This is a genomic window from Drancourtella sp. An12 (assembly GCF_002160935.1).
GTDB lineage: Bacteria > Bacillota > Clostridia > Lachnospirales > Lachnospiraceae > Sellimonas > Sellimonas catena.
Genome location: NZ_NFLO01000011.1, coordinates 39,458 through 56,622, shown reverse-complemented (window position 1 = coordinate 56,622; position 17,165 = coordinate 39,458). Strand labels below are relative to the sequence as shown.

Here is a 17,165-nt window from a genome sequence, read left to right as displayed (position 1 = left end):
TCATGACACAATTCAACAACAAAACACTTTTAATCACAGGCGGTACAGGCTCGTTTGGAAACGCAGTTCTGGACCGTTTTTTAATGACGGATATTAAAGAGATCCGCATTTTTTCAAGAGATGAATTAAAACAGGACAACATGAGACATTTCTATCAGAGGGAGTTCCCGGAATACAGCGATAAGCTGAAATTCTACATAGGCGATGTCCGGGATATCAATTCTGTGAGAAATGCGATGCATGGAGTAGACTACATTTTCCACGCGGCAGCATTAAAGCAGGTTCCGTCCTGTGAGTTCTTCCCGATCGAAGCAGTGAAGACGAATGTCCTTGGTACAGAGAATGTTCTGACCGCAGCGATCGAAGAGGGTGTGAAAAAGGTCATCTGTCTTTCTACCGATAAGGCAGCTTACCCGGTAAATGCGATGGGTACAAGTAAAGCAATGATGGAAAAAGTAATTGTAGCCAAATCCAGAACTGTTGATCCGGCTAAGACATCCATCTGCTGTACCAGATATGGAAATGTTATGTGTTCCAGAGGCTCCGTGATTCCGCTGTTTATCAGCCAGATCAAAGAAGGAAAGGACCTGACATTGACAGAGCCGACCATGACCAGATTTATCATGAGTCTGGAAGAAGCAGTAGAACTTGTTGTATTTGCTTTCCAGAATGCGGAGAGTGGAGATATCATGGTGCAGAAAGCTCCGGCCTGCACGATCGAAGTGCTTGCAAAGGCAGTTCAGGAACTGTTCCATGCGAAGAATGAGCTGAAAGTCATTGGTATCCGTCATGGTGAGAAGATGTATGAAACACTGCTGACGAATGAAGAGTGTGGACATGCCATCGACATGGGTAATTTCTACCGGGTTCCGGCGGATAAGCGTGATCTGAATTACGATAAATATTTTAAAGACGGAGATGTTGAGAGAAATCCATTAACAGAATTCAATTCCAATAATACAGAACTTTTAGGAGTGGAAGCGGTCAAAGAAAAACTGCTTTCACTTTCTTATATTCAAAATGAATTAAAAGAATGGGAGAATCAGTAATGAAGATTTTAGTTACCGGAGCAAAGGGATTTGTAGGAAAAAATCTGGTTGCTTCTCTGAAAAACATTCGTGATGGAAAAGACCGGGTACATCCGATCAAAGGACTGGAACATCCGGAAGATCTGACTATCTATGAGTACGATATCGATTCTACATTGGAAGAACTGGATGCATACTGTAAAGATGCGGATTTCGTCTTTAACCTTGCAGGAGTCAACCGTCCGAAAAATCAGGAAGACTTCATGAAAGGAAATTTTGGATTTGCTTCCACACTTCTGGACACATTAAAGAAGTATGGAAATAAAGCGCCAGTCATGCTTTCCAGCAGTATTCAGGCAAGTCTCACCGGACGTTTTGCGGGAAGCGAGTATGGAAAGAGTAAACTGGCAGGGGAAGAACTGTTTCAGAAATACAGCGGGGAGACGGGCGCGAAAGTGCTGATTTACCGTTTCCCGAACCTGTTCGGAAAGTGGTGCCGTCCGAATTATAATTCGGCAGTGGCGACATTCAGCAACAACATTGCCAATGGTCTTCCGATTACTGTCAATGACAGAAGCACGGAACTGGAGCTTTTGTACATTGATGATCTGATTGAAGAAATGATTCTGGCACTGAATGGGGAAGAGCATCGGGATGAGCAGGGATTCTGCATCTGTCCGGTGACTTTCCATGTTACACTGGGAGAAATTGTGGATCTGTTATATCAGTTCAAGGAAAGCAGAAACGATCTGTCTGTTCCGGATATGAGCGATGGGTTTACAAAACGCCTGTATGCAAACTATCTTTCCTATCTGCCGGCAGATGGATTTTCTTATAAGTTAAAGATGAACAAGGATGACAGAGGAAGTTTTACAGAGATCCTGCGGACCGCAGACCGTGGACAGGTGTCTGTCAACATCAGCAAGCCGGGGATTACGAAGGGGCAGCACTGGCATCATACAAAGAATGAAAAATTCGTAGTGGTATCGGGAAAAGGCTTGATTCAGCTCCGCAAGATCGGTGAAGATGAAAATGGAAATCCGTATCCGGTTGTCAATTATGAAGTAAACGGCGATGATATTACGGTAGTGGATATGATTCCAGGGTATACCCACAATATCATCAACCTGTCAGAAACAGAGAATCTGGTGACGGTCATGTGGGCAAATGAGCCGTTTGATCCCAAGCATCCGGACACCTTTGGCGAGACGGTATAATAAAATCATTATCACTCGGAAAGAATAAAAAAGAACAGCATCTGGAATCTTTACAATCTGTTTTACGGGTGTTATACTTGGAAAAACAGAAAGGAGGATTATCATGAATTATGCTCGCATTTCAGACCAGCCTTTTGTTACATCAAAGGATTTAACTGTCAGAAAGCCATTGTCAAAAGAGGCAAAAGCGAGAAGAGAGTATTTTAAGACTCATAAAATCTCTTTTGGTGTTAATCCTTTGACTCAGAGGCCGGAAGCAATTATTACAAAGGAGTAGTATGGCATATAATCAGATCAATGTTGTTCTTTACGATGCCAGCTATCAGAAGCTGGCATCATCTTTCCATTCAGGTAATGAATATCTCGATCAATTCTTAAAAGATTCCATTTCATTAGATAATAATTTTGGAAAAACTTATGTACTTTTAACAGATGATAATAAAAAATTTGTTGGATACTATAATTTAGGTGTTGGCTACATTGAACAGACTGAATATGGGATAAGGCGGAAGAAGGCTGTATTCCCATGTATTATGCGATTGATGTAGAATAGGAGAAAATATGAGAACAGATTATTTAGATATTCATTTTAAAGAAAATGGAAAATTAAAATTATTAATTATCGTTGGAACCCGCCCGGAGATTATCAGGCTTGGCGCGGTGATCAACAAGTGCAGGAGCTATTTTGACTGTATTCTGGCCCATACGGGACAGAACTATGATTACAACCTGAACGGCGTCTTTTTCCGTGATCTGAAACTGGATGACCCGGAAGTTTATATGGACGCAGTGGGGGATGATCTGGGAGCGACAGTTGGAAATATCATCAACTGCTCCTACAAGCTGATGAACCAGATCAAGCCGGATGCGCTTCTGATCCTTGGAGATACCAATTCCTGTCTGTCTGCGATTGCGGCGAAACGGCTGCATATCCCGATTTTCCATATGGAAGCAGGAAACCGCTGCAAGGACGAGTGTCTGCCGGAAGAGACAAACCGCCGGATCGTGGATATTATTTCCGATGTAAATCTGGCCTACAGTGAGCATGCAAGAAAATATCTGCATGAATGCGGACTGCCAAAAGAGCGTGTTTATGTAACGGGAAGCCCGATGGCAGAGGTACTGCATCAGAATCTGGAAGCAATTCAGAACTCAGACATTCTGGACCGGCTTGGACTGGAACCGGGCAAATATATGCTGCTTTCCGCCCACAGAGAGGAAAATATCGATACGGAGAAAAACTTCCGTTCATTATTTACAGCAATTAACAAACTTGCAGAAAAGTACGACATGCCGATTCTGTATTCCTGTCATCCGCGCTCCAGAAAGCGTCTGGAAGAATCAGGATTTGAACTGGATCCGCGGGTAGTACAGCATGAGCCGCTTGGATTCCACGATTATAACCACCTTCAGATGAATGCATTTGCGGTTGTATCAGATTCCGGAACTCTGCCGGAGGAGAGTTCTTTCTTTACCTCCATTGGAAATCCGTTCCCGGCAGTCTGCATCCGTACATCTACAGAACGTCCGGAGGCTCTTGATAAGGCGTGCTTTATTCTGGCTGGTATTGATGAGAATTCTCTCCTTCAGGCTGTGGACACAGCAGTTGAAATGAACCAGAACGGGGATTATGGAATTCCGGTTCCGGATTACATCGAAGAAAATGTCAGCACCAAAGTAGTCAAGATCATTCAAAGCTATACCGGTGTTGTAAACAAAATGGTCTGGAGAAAATTCTAACCTCCAGACCATCCAGCAGACTTTAGAAAATTTTCACTTCCCGGCATCTTGGCTCTGCCGATTCTTTATGTTACTTTATCATTATCCGAAAGGCAGTCTGCCTTTCGAGTTTCAACGGTGTTCGCCGAACGATTCAACTTATTTACAAACAGAATACGGCAGAGACATTTGTCAGGGAGAGTATGCAGGAAATTATTTTAGAATATTCATATTAGTTGCATCACCTGAATAAATGGAATCCTTATGGAGAAAATAAAACTTAAAATGAAATATTTAAAATGCTTGATTTGCATAAAAAATGCAAATTCGTTGACAAAAACAAAGAAAAAGGGGTATCATAAGGATATAAAGGAGGTGGCGCAATGTTATTAGAATTCAGATGTTCAAACTTTAAGTCTATTAAAGAAGAGATCAGATTTTCTATGATCGCGGGAAAAGACGACACATCAGAAGAGCTTTTGAAAGTTTATAACAATTTTCGGGTTTTACGATCGGCTGTCATATATGGAGCAAATGGATCTGGCAAAAGTAATTTTATCAACGCCCTGCTGTTTATGTGCAATCTGGTTCAGACCAGTATCTCATATCAGCCGGGGCAGAAGATCCCTCAGGCTGAACATAAATTATCTGAAAAAGAGAATCCAAGCACGTTTGACATTCAGTTTATACGTAAAAATGTCAGGTATGCGTATGGTTTCAGCATAGAGGGAGGAGCCATTACTGAAGAATATTTGTATTATTTTCCAAATGGCAGACAGGTAAAAATATTTGAGCGGGACAGAATGAACATTCAGCCGGGAAACCGCTATAAATCATCCTTTGATGTCAGTATTAGAGATGTGTTAAAAGAAAACCGTTTATTTCTTTCGTGTGCTGCCAATTATAGTAATGTGAGAGAATTGGAAGAAGCATTTCTCTTTTTTACTACAGACATTGTTGTTTACAACCCTGCCATGAATAACTGGACGGAATATTCGATTCGTCTTATGCAGGATAATCCTTCTATCAAAAAAGAATTTCTGCAGTTGCTGAATGCTTTGGATACTGGAATCCAGGATGTGAAGTTAAAGGTAGAAAAGGTAAAATTTGCTGACTTAAAGAGGGATTTACAACTTCCTGATAATTTGATGGGACTGATTCCAGAACAGGAGGGGAACCGTATAGAAGCGAAAGTCGTATATGATAAATTCGAGATAGATTTATTAAGTGAGGAATCATCCGGAATCAAGCGGCTTTTTGAAATTATTTGCCCGATGATTGACATATTGAATACGGGTAAAGTATTGATTTGTGATGAGCTGGAAGCGAGTCTGCATGAGGCTGTTATCTATAAAATTGTGCAGCTGTTTCGGAACTATAAAAAAGATATATTTGCTCAGTTGATTTTTTCAACTCATGATACGAGTCTGTTGAACAGGGAACTGTTTCGCAGAGATCAGGTCTGGTTTACACAATTGAACAAAGATCGGGCGACAGATTTATATTCCCTCGTAGAGATCAAGGATGTACGGAAATCAGAAAATCTTGCCAAGGGTTATGTGTCTGGTAAATATGGAGCAATTCCTATGCTGAATCACGTATTTTTCCAAAAAGCAGGGAAAGATGGTGAGGAATAGGACAAATATTTATGAGATAGAAATGGCCATGCGCCGGGCAGGAAAGGTGGGAGTGCATGACTAAGAAGATCATTCTGCTTCTGGTGGAAGTTTATTATGGAAAACGGGAATTCACTCAAACGGTATTCCAACATGGCAGTATTTTTTGAAAATCTGGGAGTAATACCGGAAAAACTTCTTTGATTTGTAAAGAACCTTGTAATAAAATTGCAAAGATTTTGGAAAAAGTCGTAAAGAAATTTTTGGCAAAATAAGACTTTTTACTGGAAATCTGATATAATAGATATACTTAAGGCCGGGGTGCCAGATGAAGGCCCTGGCCTTTTGCCGCCGAAGGAGCCGGGAAAGGGAGTTAGCCCGGTGGCAGAGGATATGAGTAAAATATGGAGAAAGGGAAGATAAGAGAATAGAATATCTCTTACAGAGAAATGCAATGAAGAGTTTATTGATTTTAGGTGCCGGCGGATTCGGGCACATGATTCAGGAGACAGCATGGCTTTTAGGCTATGAAGACGTTGTATTTTTGGATGATGCGGTAAAGGACAAGGACGTTGTCGGAAAGTGCTGCGATTATAAGAGTTTTCTTGAAAAGTATGACACAGCGGTAGCAGCTCTTGGTGACAATAATATGCGGCTTTTCTGGACGGAAAAGCTGATGGAAGCAGGATACAAGGTGCCGGCGATCATTCATCCGACAGCCTTTGTAAGCCAGAGCGCTGTCATTGGAAATGGTACATTTGTCATGCAGAAGGCAGTGATTAATACGCATACGGTTATCGAACACGGAGTTCTGATCAACAGTGGTGCGGTAGTCGATCATGATTCCCATGTGGCAAAGGGTGCTCATATCAGCCTGAACAGTGTGGTAAAGGCAAACTGTAATATCGGAATCAAACAGAAGGTAGAGGCTGGAGATGTGATCTTCTCTACCCACCGGAAGATTGACGGTGTGGACAATCGTGATCTGGAGGATGCGATCTATGCGTTTGGTTTTGGACCGAGATGCAGCTATGTGAAGCCGTTTGGTGCAGGCCATATCAACGAGACATATGCGGTTTACACGCCGGGGGAAAATGGAGATGAGCTTTCCTATGTTCTTCAGAGAGTTAACAGCAATGTATTTAAGGATCCGGCTGGTGTCATGGAGAATATTTTCGGCGTAACCGAATATCTGAGAAATGTGATCCGTGAGGAAGGCGGAGATCCGGATCGAGAGACCCTTGCCTATATCAAGACAAAGAGTGGAGCAAACTATTTTGAGGACAGTGAAGGGGAGCCGTGGAGATGCTACAACTTTATCCCGGATTCTGAGTGCTACCAGCTGGTGGAGAAGCCGGAGCAGTTCTATCAGTCCGGCAGCAGTTTTGGCCATTTCCTGAAACAGCTTGGCGATTATCCGGCATCCAGACTGCATGAGACGATTCCGGACTTCCACAATACGGTTAAGAGATTTGAAGCGTTTGAGGTTGCCCTGAAACGGGATCTGAAAAACCGGGAAGGCAGCTGCCGTCCGGAGATTGATTTCGTCCTGAAACGCAAGGATGACTGTGCAGTGCTTGTGAAACAGCAGGATGACGGAACGCTTCCGCTTCGTGTGACTCACAATGATACGAAGTTAAATAATATTCTTTTTGATTCCAGGACTGGAAAAGGACTGTGCATTATCGATCTGGATACGATCATGCCGGGCCTTGCAGCGAATGATTTTGGTGATTCCATTCGGTTCGGCGCGGCGACAGCGGCAGAGGATGAGAAAAACCTGGATCTGGTCCATTTTGATATTTCCCTGTACGAGCTTTATGTAAAGGGATATCTGGAGGAGACAAAGGATGTGCTTACAAAGGAAGAGATCGAAAGCCTTCCGTGGGGGGCCAGACTGATGACACTGGAGTGCGGTATCCGTTTCCTGACAGACTATCTTCAGGGAGATACCTACTTTAAGACAGAGTATCCGGAGCACAATCTGGTGCGTGCGCGGACGCAGTTTCGCCTGGTGGACGAGATGGAGCAGTGCTTTGATAAGATGCAGGAGATCGTTCGGAAATACGCATAAATAATAGCATACAGAAATAAAAAAGGATCTTTTCTGGACAGCCTTTAAATGAGGCGTGCCGGAAGAGATCCTTTTTTGTTTTAGGATAATTTTTCGGTACGAAGAAAGAAGAAAAATCCGATCAGGAACATGACGGCGAGAGAACCGACGCCAAGATTCATGTTTCCTGTGAGCTGGCTCATTGCGGAGACCAGAGTGGTTCCGAGGAAGGATGCGCCCTTTCCGCAGATGTCGTAGATTCCAAAGTATTCTCCGGAGCGTTCAGCCGGAATGATCCGGGCAAAATAGGACCGGGAGAGTGACTGGATGGCGCCCTGGAAGATTCCGACGCAGACAGCCAGAATCCAGAACTGATACTGTTCTTTTAAAGTGATGCCGTAAAGGGCGATCAGAAAATATGCTGCGATACAGATCTTGATCAGGCTTGCGTTTTTGTATTTGCCACTCAGATGCCCGAAAATCAGTGCGGCCGGGAAGGCAACGATCTGTGTCACAAGAAGTGCCAGAAGCAGTCCGGTCGTATCCAGACCCAGAGCTGTTCCGTAGGCGGTTGCCATGTCAATGATGGTGTACACGCCGTCGATGTAGAAGAAAAAGGCAATCAGGAAGAAGAGAATCTTCTTGTTTTTCTTCAATTCTCCAAACACATGGCCGAGCCGGCGAAGTCCAGAGGAGACCGCGTGATCGTGATTTTCGATACAGTGAAGCTGTTTATAGCTTCGAAGAAGCGGTACCGCAAAGCAGACCCACCAGACAGCGATGAGCAGAAATGCAATGCTCATGGCCAGGTTCATCGAGATTCCCAGTGTTTCGTAAAAGAGAACCAGAGCCAGGCTGATTAAAAATGGAACACAGCTTCCGATATATCCCCAGGCGTAGCCGCGGGAGGAGACTTCGTCCATCCGCTCTTCGGTAGTGACGTCGGTGAGCATGGAATCATAGAAGATCAGGCTCAGAGAGTACGCTGCCTTTGCAAGTACAAAAATCAGCAGAAACCAGATCCAGGAGCTTAAGAACCCAAGCACCACGCAGCCGCAGGCCCCTACCAGAAGAGAGAAGAGAAAAAGCCGCTTTTTCCATCCTCTGAAATCCGAGACTGTTCCGAGAACCGGTCCGAGGATGGCGGTGATAATCGTTGCAGCCGAAGTGGCATATCCCCAGAAAGCGAGGTAATCGACTTCCGAGACGTTGGCGCTCGATGCAAGGTAGTTAAAATAAATCGGCATAATGGTGGAAACCAGGAGAGTAAAAGCTGAGTTTCCTACGTCGTAAAAAATCCATTTCTTTTCCAGTGATGTTGTCTTCCATTTCATTGTGAAAGTTCCTCCGTGTCAGGTTTGTAACGGCGCTCTTCTTTTAAGGATAAGACCGGGATATGTTCCCAGCCTGGTTTTGGTCCGAAAGTATGGCGGAAATAAGGCGAGAGCGGTTCTCCGTGATTGAAAAATGCAACATAATTTTTCGTAAGTGAGAGGCCAAGCGGCACGCATGCCTCCATCAGTTTGTGAAGCCTGAGGTTGCTGTCCGCGCAGTGCGGATTGGCTTTTTCCTTCATCAGCAGTCCGCCGAGGCTTTTGTAGGTAAAGGTGGCGTGCATAAAGAATGTTACGAGACTGCGTGTGAGCCGGTCAGAGGTTGTAAACAGGTCATTGTACCAGATCATGGAAGAAATGGAGGACTCTACCTGCCGGACGCTCAGTGTCGGGAAAAACGCCTGGATTGCTTTTGCTCCTGCCGTTGAAGCGTGGAGGTGTGAAGTCACCTTTGCGTGAAGCGGGCGTTTATTCTGTTTCAACAGAAGATAGCGGTCAAACTCGGTTTCAATATCGGAGTGGGTAACCGGATCTTCCGTGAGTTTTTTCTCAATATAGCTGTGGCAGACGCTGTCCAGTGTGAAGTGACAGAGAAAGCCAAGAATGTAGGCTAACCGGGCATGTTTCTCGGATATGGAGGCTGCGGATAAAATCACATCTCTGGAGCGCCGGAAGAATGGTGCAGCGCTTACATCGTGCATGTGGTAGCCGGTCCGGTTGACACGGTTTTTGAGAAGTGCATGGTAATAAAAGAACAGATCCGGGCCGTGCAGTCCGATTTCAAACAGATCCTCATGGAGGGAAATCAGCTTGCGGATATCGGCCGGAAATGCTTTTTTCATCATTTCTCCGAAGGTGTAGTGTGCATAGATGGATGGCATAATATCATCTCCTGTTCATGGTAGTAACAGATACAGCTCCGGCACCTGAAGGCACCGGAGCCGTATCGCTGCATCTGAAATCAGTTTTCGGTTTAGATCTCTCTTGTGTATGTTCTGAGCCATTCTTTCTCCTCATTGTCAAGGTATGGAGAAATTTTCTCATAAACAGTCTTGTGGTAATCATTGAGCATTTTCTTTTCTTCTGCTGTCATGATTTCCGGATTGATGGCGTCAAGGTCCATCGGGATGTAAGTGATCGGTTCAAAGTACATGAACTGTCCGTATTCGTTTTTCTCACCTTCGCATATGAGAAGCTCGTTCTCCAGACGGATACCGTGGCTTCCTTCGATGTAGATACCAGGTTCGTCTGTGATGATCATACCTTTCTCAAACGGCTGAATCTCACCTGCGCGGAACTGCCATCTGAATCCTGCCGGGCCTTCGTGAATGTTCAGAAGGTATCCAACGCCGTGTCCTGTTCCGTGATTGAAGTTTAAGTTTCTGTCCCAGAACGGCTTTCTTGCAAGCATGTCCAGAGTCATTCCGGTGCAGCCTTTTAAGAAGCGTGCGTTTGCAAGGGAGAGGTTACTGATTGCGACCAGTGTAAAGTGATCTTTCATGATCTGCGGGATCTCTCCGAGGGCGTAGGTACGTGTAACGTCTGTGGAACCTTCGTAGAATCCGGCACCGGTATCAGTCAGGAACAGTCCGCCTTCTTTCAGCTCAACATCTGTTTCCGGTGAGGATGTGTAGTGTACGATGGCACCGTGCTCACCATAGGAGCTGATCGGCTCGAAGCTTGGGCGGATGAAGTTGCCCTGTTCTGCACGGAACTCGTCCAGTTTGTCAGATGCGCTCATCTCTGTGATCGTCATCTTGCCCACATTTTCCTTGAGCCATTTCATGAATTTCACATGTGCAACGCTGTCCTTGATCTGAGCCTGACGGATGTTTTCGATCTCTACTTCGTTTTTGATTGCCTTGAAGAGGATCTCCGGGTTACGCTCTTCGACTTTTGCAACACCTTCCGGGATGTTGTTGTAAAGTGCGTAGTTCAGTCTTGCCGGGTCGATCAGAAGCACTTCGTCAGTTCCGATTTTCTTGATGTCTTCGTAAATGTCATTGTACGGATGGAAGACAACACCGTCTTTTTCCAGATCCGCCTTGATTTCGCTGCTTAATTTTGCCTCGTTGATGTAGAGGTCTACTTTATCCATGGTGATCACTGCGTAGGACAGCACAAGCGGGAAGAACTCGATGTCATTTCCGCGGATGTTGAGTGTCCAGCAGATATCATCCAGTGTTGTGAGGACATGAGCAGTTGCTCCGGCATTTTTCATGTCTTCACGGATACGGGACAGCTTGGATGCAACTGTCTCACCTGTATATTTCAGATTCAGTGCGAAAACCGGTTCCTCAGAAAGTGCCGGGCGGTCTTCCCAGATCTGGTCGATGAGGTCATATTCGTAAACGATTTTTCCGTGTTTCTCGGTTGCGATGGACTCGTAATCCTGTCCCTCACCCATGGAAACTACACGTCCGTCAAATCCGAGTGTGCCGTTTTCCGGTAATGTATCAGCAAGGAACTCATGGATAGTCGGGACACCCGGCTCGCCCATTTTCATCAGTTCAACTGTAGAGCCTTCCAGCTGTTTTGCAGCCTGGATGAAATATCTTCCGTCTGTCCAGAGGTAAGCGCCTTCTTTTGTGATGACAGCTGTTCCTGCAGATCCGGAGAATCCGGTAATAAATTTTCTCGCTTTAAAATGTTCCCCAACATACTCGCTCTGATGGAAGTCAGCTGTCGGAACAACATAGATGTCAATTCCCTTTTCTTCCATAAGAGTACGCAATTTTGCGATTCTTTCAGGTACGTTCATAATAAAAACCTCCTATTTTTCCGGCAAACATGCCATTTTCAAACAATCTCATTATAACACAAAAACTATGGGAGAGTTAGTATTATTTTTGTGAAACCTGTGTTATACTCTCGGTAGTGTTATGTAAAATACAGACAGAAGAAAGGAAAAGAACATGGAGCACTACGCAAGGTCGATCATACCGGTGATTGAGTACAACTATGAGAATTTTACAGCTTTGGAGCGGACCATCGCGGATTTCTTTATCCAGAATAAAAAGAAGCGGGATTTTTCCGCAAAGGCGGTTTCTGAACGGCTTTATGTTTCCGAGGCATCTCTCTCCCGGTTTGCAAAAAAATGCGGATTCCGGGGATACAGGGAGTTTATCTATCAGTACGAGGATACATTTCGGGAGAAGAAAAGCAGACCCTTTGCAGATAATACAAGACGGGTGCTGGATACTTATCAGGAGCTTTTGAATAAGGCGTATAATCTGGCTGATGAAAAGAAATTCAAAAAGATTGCCGGGATGCTGTTTCAGGCGGAGAGAATTTTTGTCTGCGGCGTTGGAAGCTCCGGGATTGCCGCCAGAGAGACCGAGCTTCGGTTTATGCGGATCGGGCTGAATATCAATTCTCTCGTGGACCGGGACATGATCCGGATGCGGGCGGTCTTTCAAAATGAAACCTCTCTGGTCATCGGATTCAGCATGAAAGGGCAGACGGAAGAGGTTCAGTATATGCTTCAGGAGGCGAAGCGGAGAGGAGCCGGATGTGTCCTTGTGACAGCGCGGAACAACCCGGATTTCATGGAGTATTGTGACGAGGTGATTCTCGTCCCGGCACTGGACAATCTGGAGTATGGAGATGCGATTTCTCCTCAGTTTCCGATTCTGGTTATGATGGACCTGCTGTATGCCTGCTGCCTCGAACAGGATCAGGAGCGGATCGATGCGTTTTTGCAGGATACGGCCCGCGCACTTACAAATCCATAAATTGCATCAGATGTATTGCACAATGGATATAAGTGTGCTACGATAATACTGCAAATGAATAAATTCTTCGGGGCAGGGTGTAATTCCCTACCGACGGTATAGTCCGTGACCCACGTATGTGGCTGATTTGGTGAAATTCCAAAACCGACAGTGACAGTCTGGATGGGAGAAGAAACAGTGAACATAGAATCTCAGTGCCCCTGGTGCTGGGATTTTTTCTTTCGAAGGATTTACGAAATTTGTAACATCATTCGAAAGGAGAAAAGTATATGAGAACAAAAAACAAAACCTACTACTTCATCATTACGGCTATGCTTTCGGCTGTTGCCGGTATCCTGATGTCGCTGGAATTTCCGATTCCTTTGATGCCGCCGTTTTATAAGGTGGATTTCAGCGACGTCCCTTCTGTGATCGCAACATTTCTGCTGGGGCCGGTGTCCGGAATCTGTGTGGAGGTCATCAAAATTCTGATCAAGCTGATCACGATTGGGACAACGACAATGTTTGTCGGTGAATTCGCCAATCTTCTAGGGACGCTGCTGTTTGTGCTCCCGCTGTGGATCGTGTTCAAAAAGATGGGACAGACGAGAAAGGCGGCAGTGATTTCGCTTGGGATCAATCTTCCGGTCCGGATTGCGTTTTCCTGTGTCCTGAATGCGTGCATTACACTTCCGCTTTATGCATCGGCGATGGGCCTTTCTCTGGATGAAGTGGTCCGCACCGTGGGAGCAGTCAATCCTCTGATTCGAAATCTTCCGCTGTTTCTCATACTGGCGACAATCCCGTTCAATCTGATCAAGCTTTTGCTGAATTATATTGTGGGATATCTTCTGTATGACAGGCTGAAAGAAGTGGGAGTTGTCAAAGGATGGAGGGAACGGTATGATTCGTAAGTACAGAGAACTGACGCGTCTGGAAATGGAACAGGTGGATAAGGAGGAGACGATCGTCCTGATTCCGGTGGGAGCACTGGAGCAGCATGGAAATCAGGCGCCGCTTGGGACAGATGACATCATTGCGGAAGCAATGGTGGAATACCTCGGAAAAGCGTTGGAGGAAGCCGGAGAAGCAGACTTCCCGATTCTTGCGTTTCCGGTTATTCCGGTTGGCCTGAGCACAGAGCACAAGAATTTCTGCGGATCCATTACTTTAAAGCCGGATACGTACTATCATCTGCTCTATGATATCAGTGAGAGCCTTTACCGCCATGGTTTTCGGAAGATCGCATTTCTTGTATGTCACGGAGGAAATTTGCCGGTGATTCAGATCTTAAGCCGTGAGCTTCGGAGTGAACTTGGAATGTCGCCGTTTATTCTGTCATCGGGAGCATTTGGACATCCGGATGTACAGGCAACAATATCAGAAGGCAATCATTACGATTTTCATGGAGGAGAAATGGAGACATCCATGGTGATGGCGGTCGACGAGACACTGGTGAAGCTGGAGACTTCCGAGGCGGGAATACCAAGTGCGTTTGTAGGCAATCAAACGCTGAAGACCGGAGGAAATGTTACAATCGGATGGGTTTCAGAAGACTGGAAGACAGCGGAAGGGAAACCGATCGGTATCGGAGGCGATCCGGGCGGAGCTACGGCCGAAAAAGGCCGGATTATTCTGGAGACGAGTGCGAAAGTTCTGGTTCCAGGGCTTATGGAAATACGGAAATGGAAAGCGTAAACACGAAAAAGAGGCTTGACAAGCGCACGGGAATCGGTTAGTATTTGACATAAGCGTATAGGAAAACAGGCGAAGAAAAGAAGAAGTAGCAGCAGATCAGGTTCAGACAGAAAGTTACCGGTTGATGAGAGGTGCAGGAAAAGTTTGTTGTGAATACATCTTGGAGCTTCACACCGAAAGTAAGTAGGCTGTGACGTCAGGGCACACGTTATAGTGCCGGGATATTTCCGGGATTCCATGGTGAGTGGAGGAAGGAGATGTCTTACTGAGCCGGATTGATTCCGGGAAAAAAGGTGGTACCACGAGCATAACCCTCGTCCTTTCTAAGGACGGGGGATTTTTATTTAACAGGAAACTTTGTTCCAGGAAACTTTGTTCTGAGAGGTTACAGGCCATGGAGGTATGGGATTTATTTGATGAAAACCGGCAGCCGCTTGGGAAGCAGGCGGGCAGGAAAGATCTGATGGTAAAGGGAGAATTTCATATTGTTGTGGTTGCGTGTGTCGTCAATGACCAAAATGAGATCCTGCTGACGCTGCGTTCTCCGGATAAGGAGAAGTATCCGGGAACATGGGAGAATACAGGCGGAGCTCTGGAGGCCGGCGAGGAAAGCAGGGCGGCAGCGGTAAGGGAGCTGTTTGAGGAGACCGGGATCCGGGTGAGGGAAAACGAGCTTCATCTTCTGGATTCCCAGATGGAAGAGTATGCGTTTATCGATTTCTACATTGTCAGAAAAACTGTTCCTGTTGAAGAAATCCGTCTTCAGAAAGGAGAGACCGCAGATGCCAGGTGGGTGAGTCTTTCGGAGTTTGTCCGGATGGGAGAAGAAGGAAAGATTGCCCCTCCGATCTATCAGCGGTTTTGCCGACTCAGGGAAAAGATGGAAGTTTTTTTGAGGGAAGACCGGAGAAAAGAGCGATACCCGGTTTGCCGGGGAAAGAACAGACAGGAATCAAAGAAGATCGTTATTCTCGGGTGCAGCGGAAGCGGAAAGTCTACGCTGGCCGGGCAACTTGGGAAGATCATGGATCTCCCGGTTGTCTACCTGGATGCGCTGTCATGGGACAACGGGTGGAAGCGGAAGCCTTTCGATGAGTTTGACCGGCTCACCCAAAGCGAGATCCGCAAGCCGGAATGGATCATGGACGGAAATTTTCCACGGACAGTGGAGCATCGGATGGATGTGTGCGACACCGTGATTTATCTGGATTTTAAACGGTGGTTTTGCATTCTGAGCGTGCTAAGAAGGGTGATCACAAATTACGGGAAGCCAAGGCCGAGCATGAATCCGGGATGTCCGGAGAAGTTTGATCCGGGATTTCTAAAACGGATCTGGAATTTTGACCGGAGAAGCAAGGCGCATTACTATGGATATATGAAGAAACTTTCCGGCACCAAGCTGATTGTCTTAAAGACAAGAAAAGAAGTGAACCGTTTTGTGAAACAGGTGGAAAAAGAGGGGCGCTTTGTCCGGGGAAATTTCCCGGCAGGGCCGAAATAGACGCGAAAGCGGACGAATTTCACAGATCATGTTCACATAATATAAGGAAAGAAGAGGTAAGGAAGATGCAGATTTACGAGGAATTGCAAGCAAGAGGCCTGATTGCTCAGGTTACAGACGAAGAAGAGATCAGAGAGCTGATCAACAACGGAAAGGCGACTTTTTACATCGGGTTTGACCCGACAGCGGACAGCCTTCATGTAGGGCATTTCATGGCGCTCTGCCTGATGAAACGTCTTCAGATGGCAGGGAACAAGCCGATCGCCCTGGTAGGAGGCGGAACCGGATATATCGGGGATCCGTCCGGAAGAACAGATATGCGTTCCATGATGACGCCGGAGCAGATTCAGCACAACTGTGAATGCTTTAAAAAGCAGATGAGTAAATTTATTGATTTCTCAGACGGGAAAGCACTCATGGTAAATAATGCTGACTGGCTTCTTGATCTGAACTACATTGATTTTCTCCGTGAAGTGGGACCGCATTTCAGTGTCAACAACATGCTGCGTGCGGAGTGCTACAAGCAGAGAATGGAAAAGGGACTTAGTTTCCTGGAATTTAACTACATGATCATGCAGAGCTACGACTTCTACATGCTGTACCAGAAATACGGCTGCAATATGCAGTTCGGCGGGGACGATCAGTGGTCAAACATGCTTGGCGGTACCGAGTTGATCCGCCGGAAATTAGGAAAGAATGCGTGTGCCATGACAATCACACTGCTTCTGAACTCTGAAGGAAAGAAGATGGGCAAGACACAGTCCGGAGCGGTATGGCTGGATCCGAACAAGACATCTCCGTTTGAATTCTACCAGTACTGGAGAAATGTGGCGGATGCCGATGTATTAAAATGCATCCGTATGCTGACCTTCCTTCCGCTGGAAGAAATTGACAAGATGGATTCCTGGGAAGGCAGCCAGTTAAATCAGGCAAAAGAGATTCTTGCATACGAGCTGACCAAGCTGGTTCACGGAGAGGAAGAGGCGAAGAAGGCACAGGACAGCGCCCGTGCACTGTTCTCCAGCGGAAGCGCAGCTGAGATGCCGACCTGTGAGCTTACTGACGAAGACTTTACAGACGGAAAAATCGATATCCTGACTCTGCTCCATAAGAGCGGCCTGGTACCGTCCAGGTCTGAGGCAAGACGTGCAGTACAGCAGGGAGGAGCCGCAGTCAACGGCGAAAAGGTAACGGATACCTACACCGCATACACGAAGGAAGATTTTGAAGAAGATTTTGTTTTAAGGAGAGGAAAGAAAAATTTCCGTAAAATAGTGGTGAAATAA

General features: G+C 45.8%; 15 protein-coding genes, 1 riboswitch and 1 other annotated feature. Of the genes, 12 read left to right on the top strand and 3 right to left on the bottom strand.

Translation table 11 applies throughout. The annotated features are described in order from the left end of the window. The first annotated feature begins 2 nt into the window (after window positions 1-2). The 7 genes from B5E64_RS10715 to B5E64_RS10690 all read left to right on the top strand — a co-directional run bounded on the left by B5E64_RS10715 (window position 3) and on the right by B5E64_RS10690 (window position 7,654). Complete coding sequence (locus B5E64_RS10715; RefSeq protein ID WP_087168513.1) at window positions 3-1,049, top strand: polysaccharide biosynthesis protein; 1,047 nt, start codon at window positions 3-5, stop codon at window positions 1,047-1,049. Further along, window positions 1,049-2,245, top strand: a complete 1,197-nt coding sequence (locus tag B5E64_RS10710; RefSeq protein ID WP_087168512.1) for a capsular polysaccharide biosynthesis protein CapF — start codon at window positions 1,049-1,051, stop codon at window positions 2,243-2,245. Before B5E64_RS10715 ends, B5E64_RS10710 begins: the two co-directional genes overlap by 1 nt. A 103-nt stretch (window positions 2,246-2,348) precedes the next feature. Continuing rightward, window positions 2,349-2,522: a hypothetical protein gene (locus tag B5E64_RS18050; RefSeq protein ID WP_158099232.1), complete on the top strand. Its 174-nt coding sequence runs from the start codon at window positions 2,349-2,351 to the stop codon at window positions 2,520-2,522. A 1-nt stretch (window position 2,523) separates the two neighbouring features. Beyond that, a complete protein-coding gene (locus B5E64_RS10705) occupies window positions 2,524-2,793 on the top strand; it encodes a hypothetical protein (RefSeq protein WP_087168511.1) in 270 nt (89 codons plus the stop codon). A 13-nt stretch (window positions 2,794-2,806) separates the two neighbouring features. Next, window positions 2,807-3,985, top strand: coding sequence for a UDP-N-acetylglucosamine 2-epimerase (non-hydrolyzing) (gene wecB, locus B5E64_RS10700; protein ID WP_087168510.1), 1,179 nt, complete (start codon window positions 2,807-2,809; stop codon window positions 3,983-3,985). Window positions 3,986-4,347: 362 nt separating this feature from the next. Continuing rightward, complete coding sequence (locus tag B5E64_RS10695) at window positions 4,348-5,601, top strand: ATP-binding protein (protein ID WP_087168509.1); 1,254 nt, start codon at window positions 4,348-4,350, stop codon at window positions 5,599-5,601. A gap of 433 nt (window positions 5,602-6,034) precedes the next feature. After that, the gene (locus tag B5E64_RS10690) at window positions 6,035-7,654 is read left to right on the top strand and encodes a phosphotransferase (RefSeq protein ID WP_087168508.1); all 1,620 of its coding nucleotides are present in this window, start codon (window positions 6,035-6,037) and stop codon (window positions 7,652-7,654) included. A gap of 80 nt (window positions 7,655-7,734) precedes the next feature. Here the strand turns inward: B5E64_RS10690 and B5E64_RS10685 are convergent, their stop codons facing one another. The 3 genes from B5E64_RS10685 to B5E64_RS10675 all read right to left on the bottom strand — a co-directional run bounded on the left by B5E64_RS10685 (window position 7,735) and on the right by B5E64_RS10675 (window position 11,728). Continuing rightward, the gene (locus tag B5E64_RS10685) at window positions 7,735-8,967 is read right to left on the bottom strand and encodes an MFS transporter (RefSeq protein ID WP_087168507.1); all 1,233 of its coding nucleotides are present in this window, start codon (window positions 8,965-8,967) and stop codon (window positions 7,735-7,737) included. Then, window positions 8,964-9,848 (bottom strand): zinc dependent phospholipase C family protein, encoded by an 885-nt coding sequence (locus B5E64_RS10680; RefSeq protein WP_087168506.1) that lies wholly within the window; start codon window positions 9,846-9,848, stop codon window positions 8,964-8,966. The genes B5E64_RS10685 and B5E64_RS10680 overlap by 4 nt, the downstream gene beginning before the upstream one ends. 92 nt (window positions 9,849-9,940) lie before the next feature. Next, window positions 9,941-11,728: an aminopeptidase P family N-terminal domain-containing protein gene (locus tag B5E64_RS10675; RefSeq protein ID WP_087168505.1), complete on the bottom strand. Its 1,788-nt coding sequence runs from the start codon at window positions 11,726-11,728 to the stop codon at window positions 9,941-9,943. A gap of 154 nt (window positions 11,729-11,882) precedes the next feature. On the opposite strand from B5E64_RS10675, the gene B5E64_RS10670 reads away from it, so the two are divergent. The 5 genes from B5E64_RS10670 (at window position 11,883) to tyrS (ending at window position 17,165) form a co-directional block, all read left to right on the top strand. Beyond that, window positions 11,883-12,701: a MurR/RpiR family transcriptional regulator gene (locus tag B5E64_RS10670; RefSeq protein WP_087168504.1), complete on the top strand. Its 819-nt coding sequence runs from the start codon at window positions 11,883-11,885 to the stop codon at window positions 12,699-12,701. 59 nt (window positions 12,702-12,760) lie between these two features. Next, window positions 12,761-12,879: riboswitch (FMN riboswitch) on the top strand. A 91-nt stretch (window positions 12,880-12,970) separates the two neighbouring features. Then, complete coding sequence (locus B5E64_RS10665) at window positions 12,971-13,594, top strand: ECF transporter S component (RefSeq protein ID WP_087168503.1); 624 nt, start codon at window positions 12,971-12,973, stop codon at window positions 13,592-13,594. Further along, window positions 13,584-14,378: a creatininase family protein gene (locus B5E64_RS10660; RefSeq protein WP_087168502.1), complete on the top strand. Its 795-nt coding sequence runs from the start codon at window positions 13,584-13,586 to the stop codon at window positions 14,376-14,378. The genes B5E64_RS10665 and B5E64_RS10660 overlap by 11 nt, the downstream gene beginning before the upstream one ends. Window positions 14,379-14,441: 63 nt before the next feature. Then, window positions 14,442-14,703: a binding site (T-box leader), on the top strand. 69 nt (window positions 14,704-14,772) lie between these two features. Continuing rightward, window positions 14,773-15,879 (top strand): NUDIX domain-containing protein, encoded by a 1,107-nt coding sequence (locus B5E64_RS10655; protein ID WP_087168501.1) that lies wholly within the window; start codon window positions 14,773-14,775, stop codon window positions 15,877-15,879. Between the two features lie 65 nt (window positions 15,880-15,944). Beyond that, window positions 15,945-17,165 (top strand): tyrosine--tRNA ligase, encoded by a 1,221-nt coding sequence (tyrS, locus tag B5E64_RS10650; RefSeq protein ID WP_087168500.1) that lies wholly within the window; start codon window positions 15,945-15,947, stop codon window positions 17,163-17,165.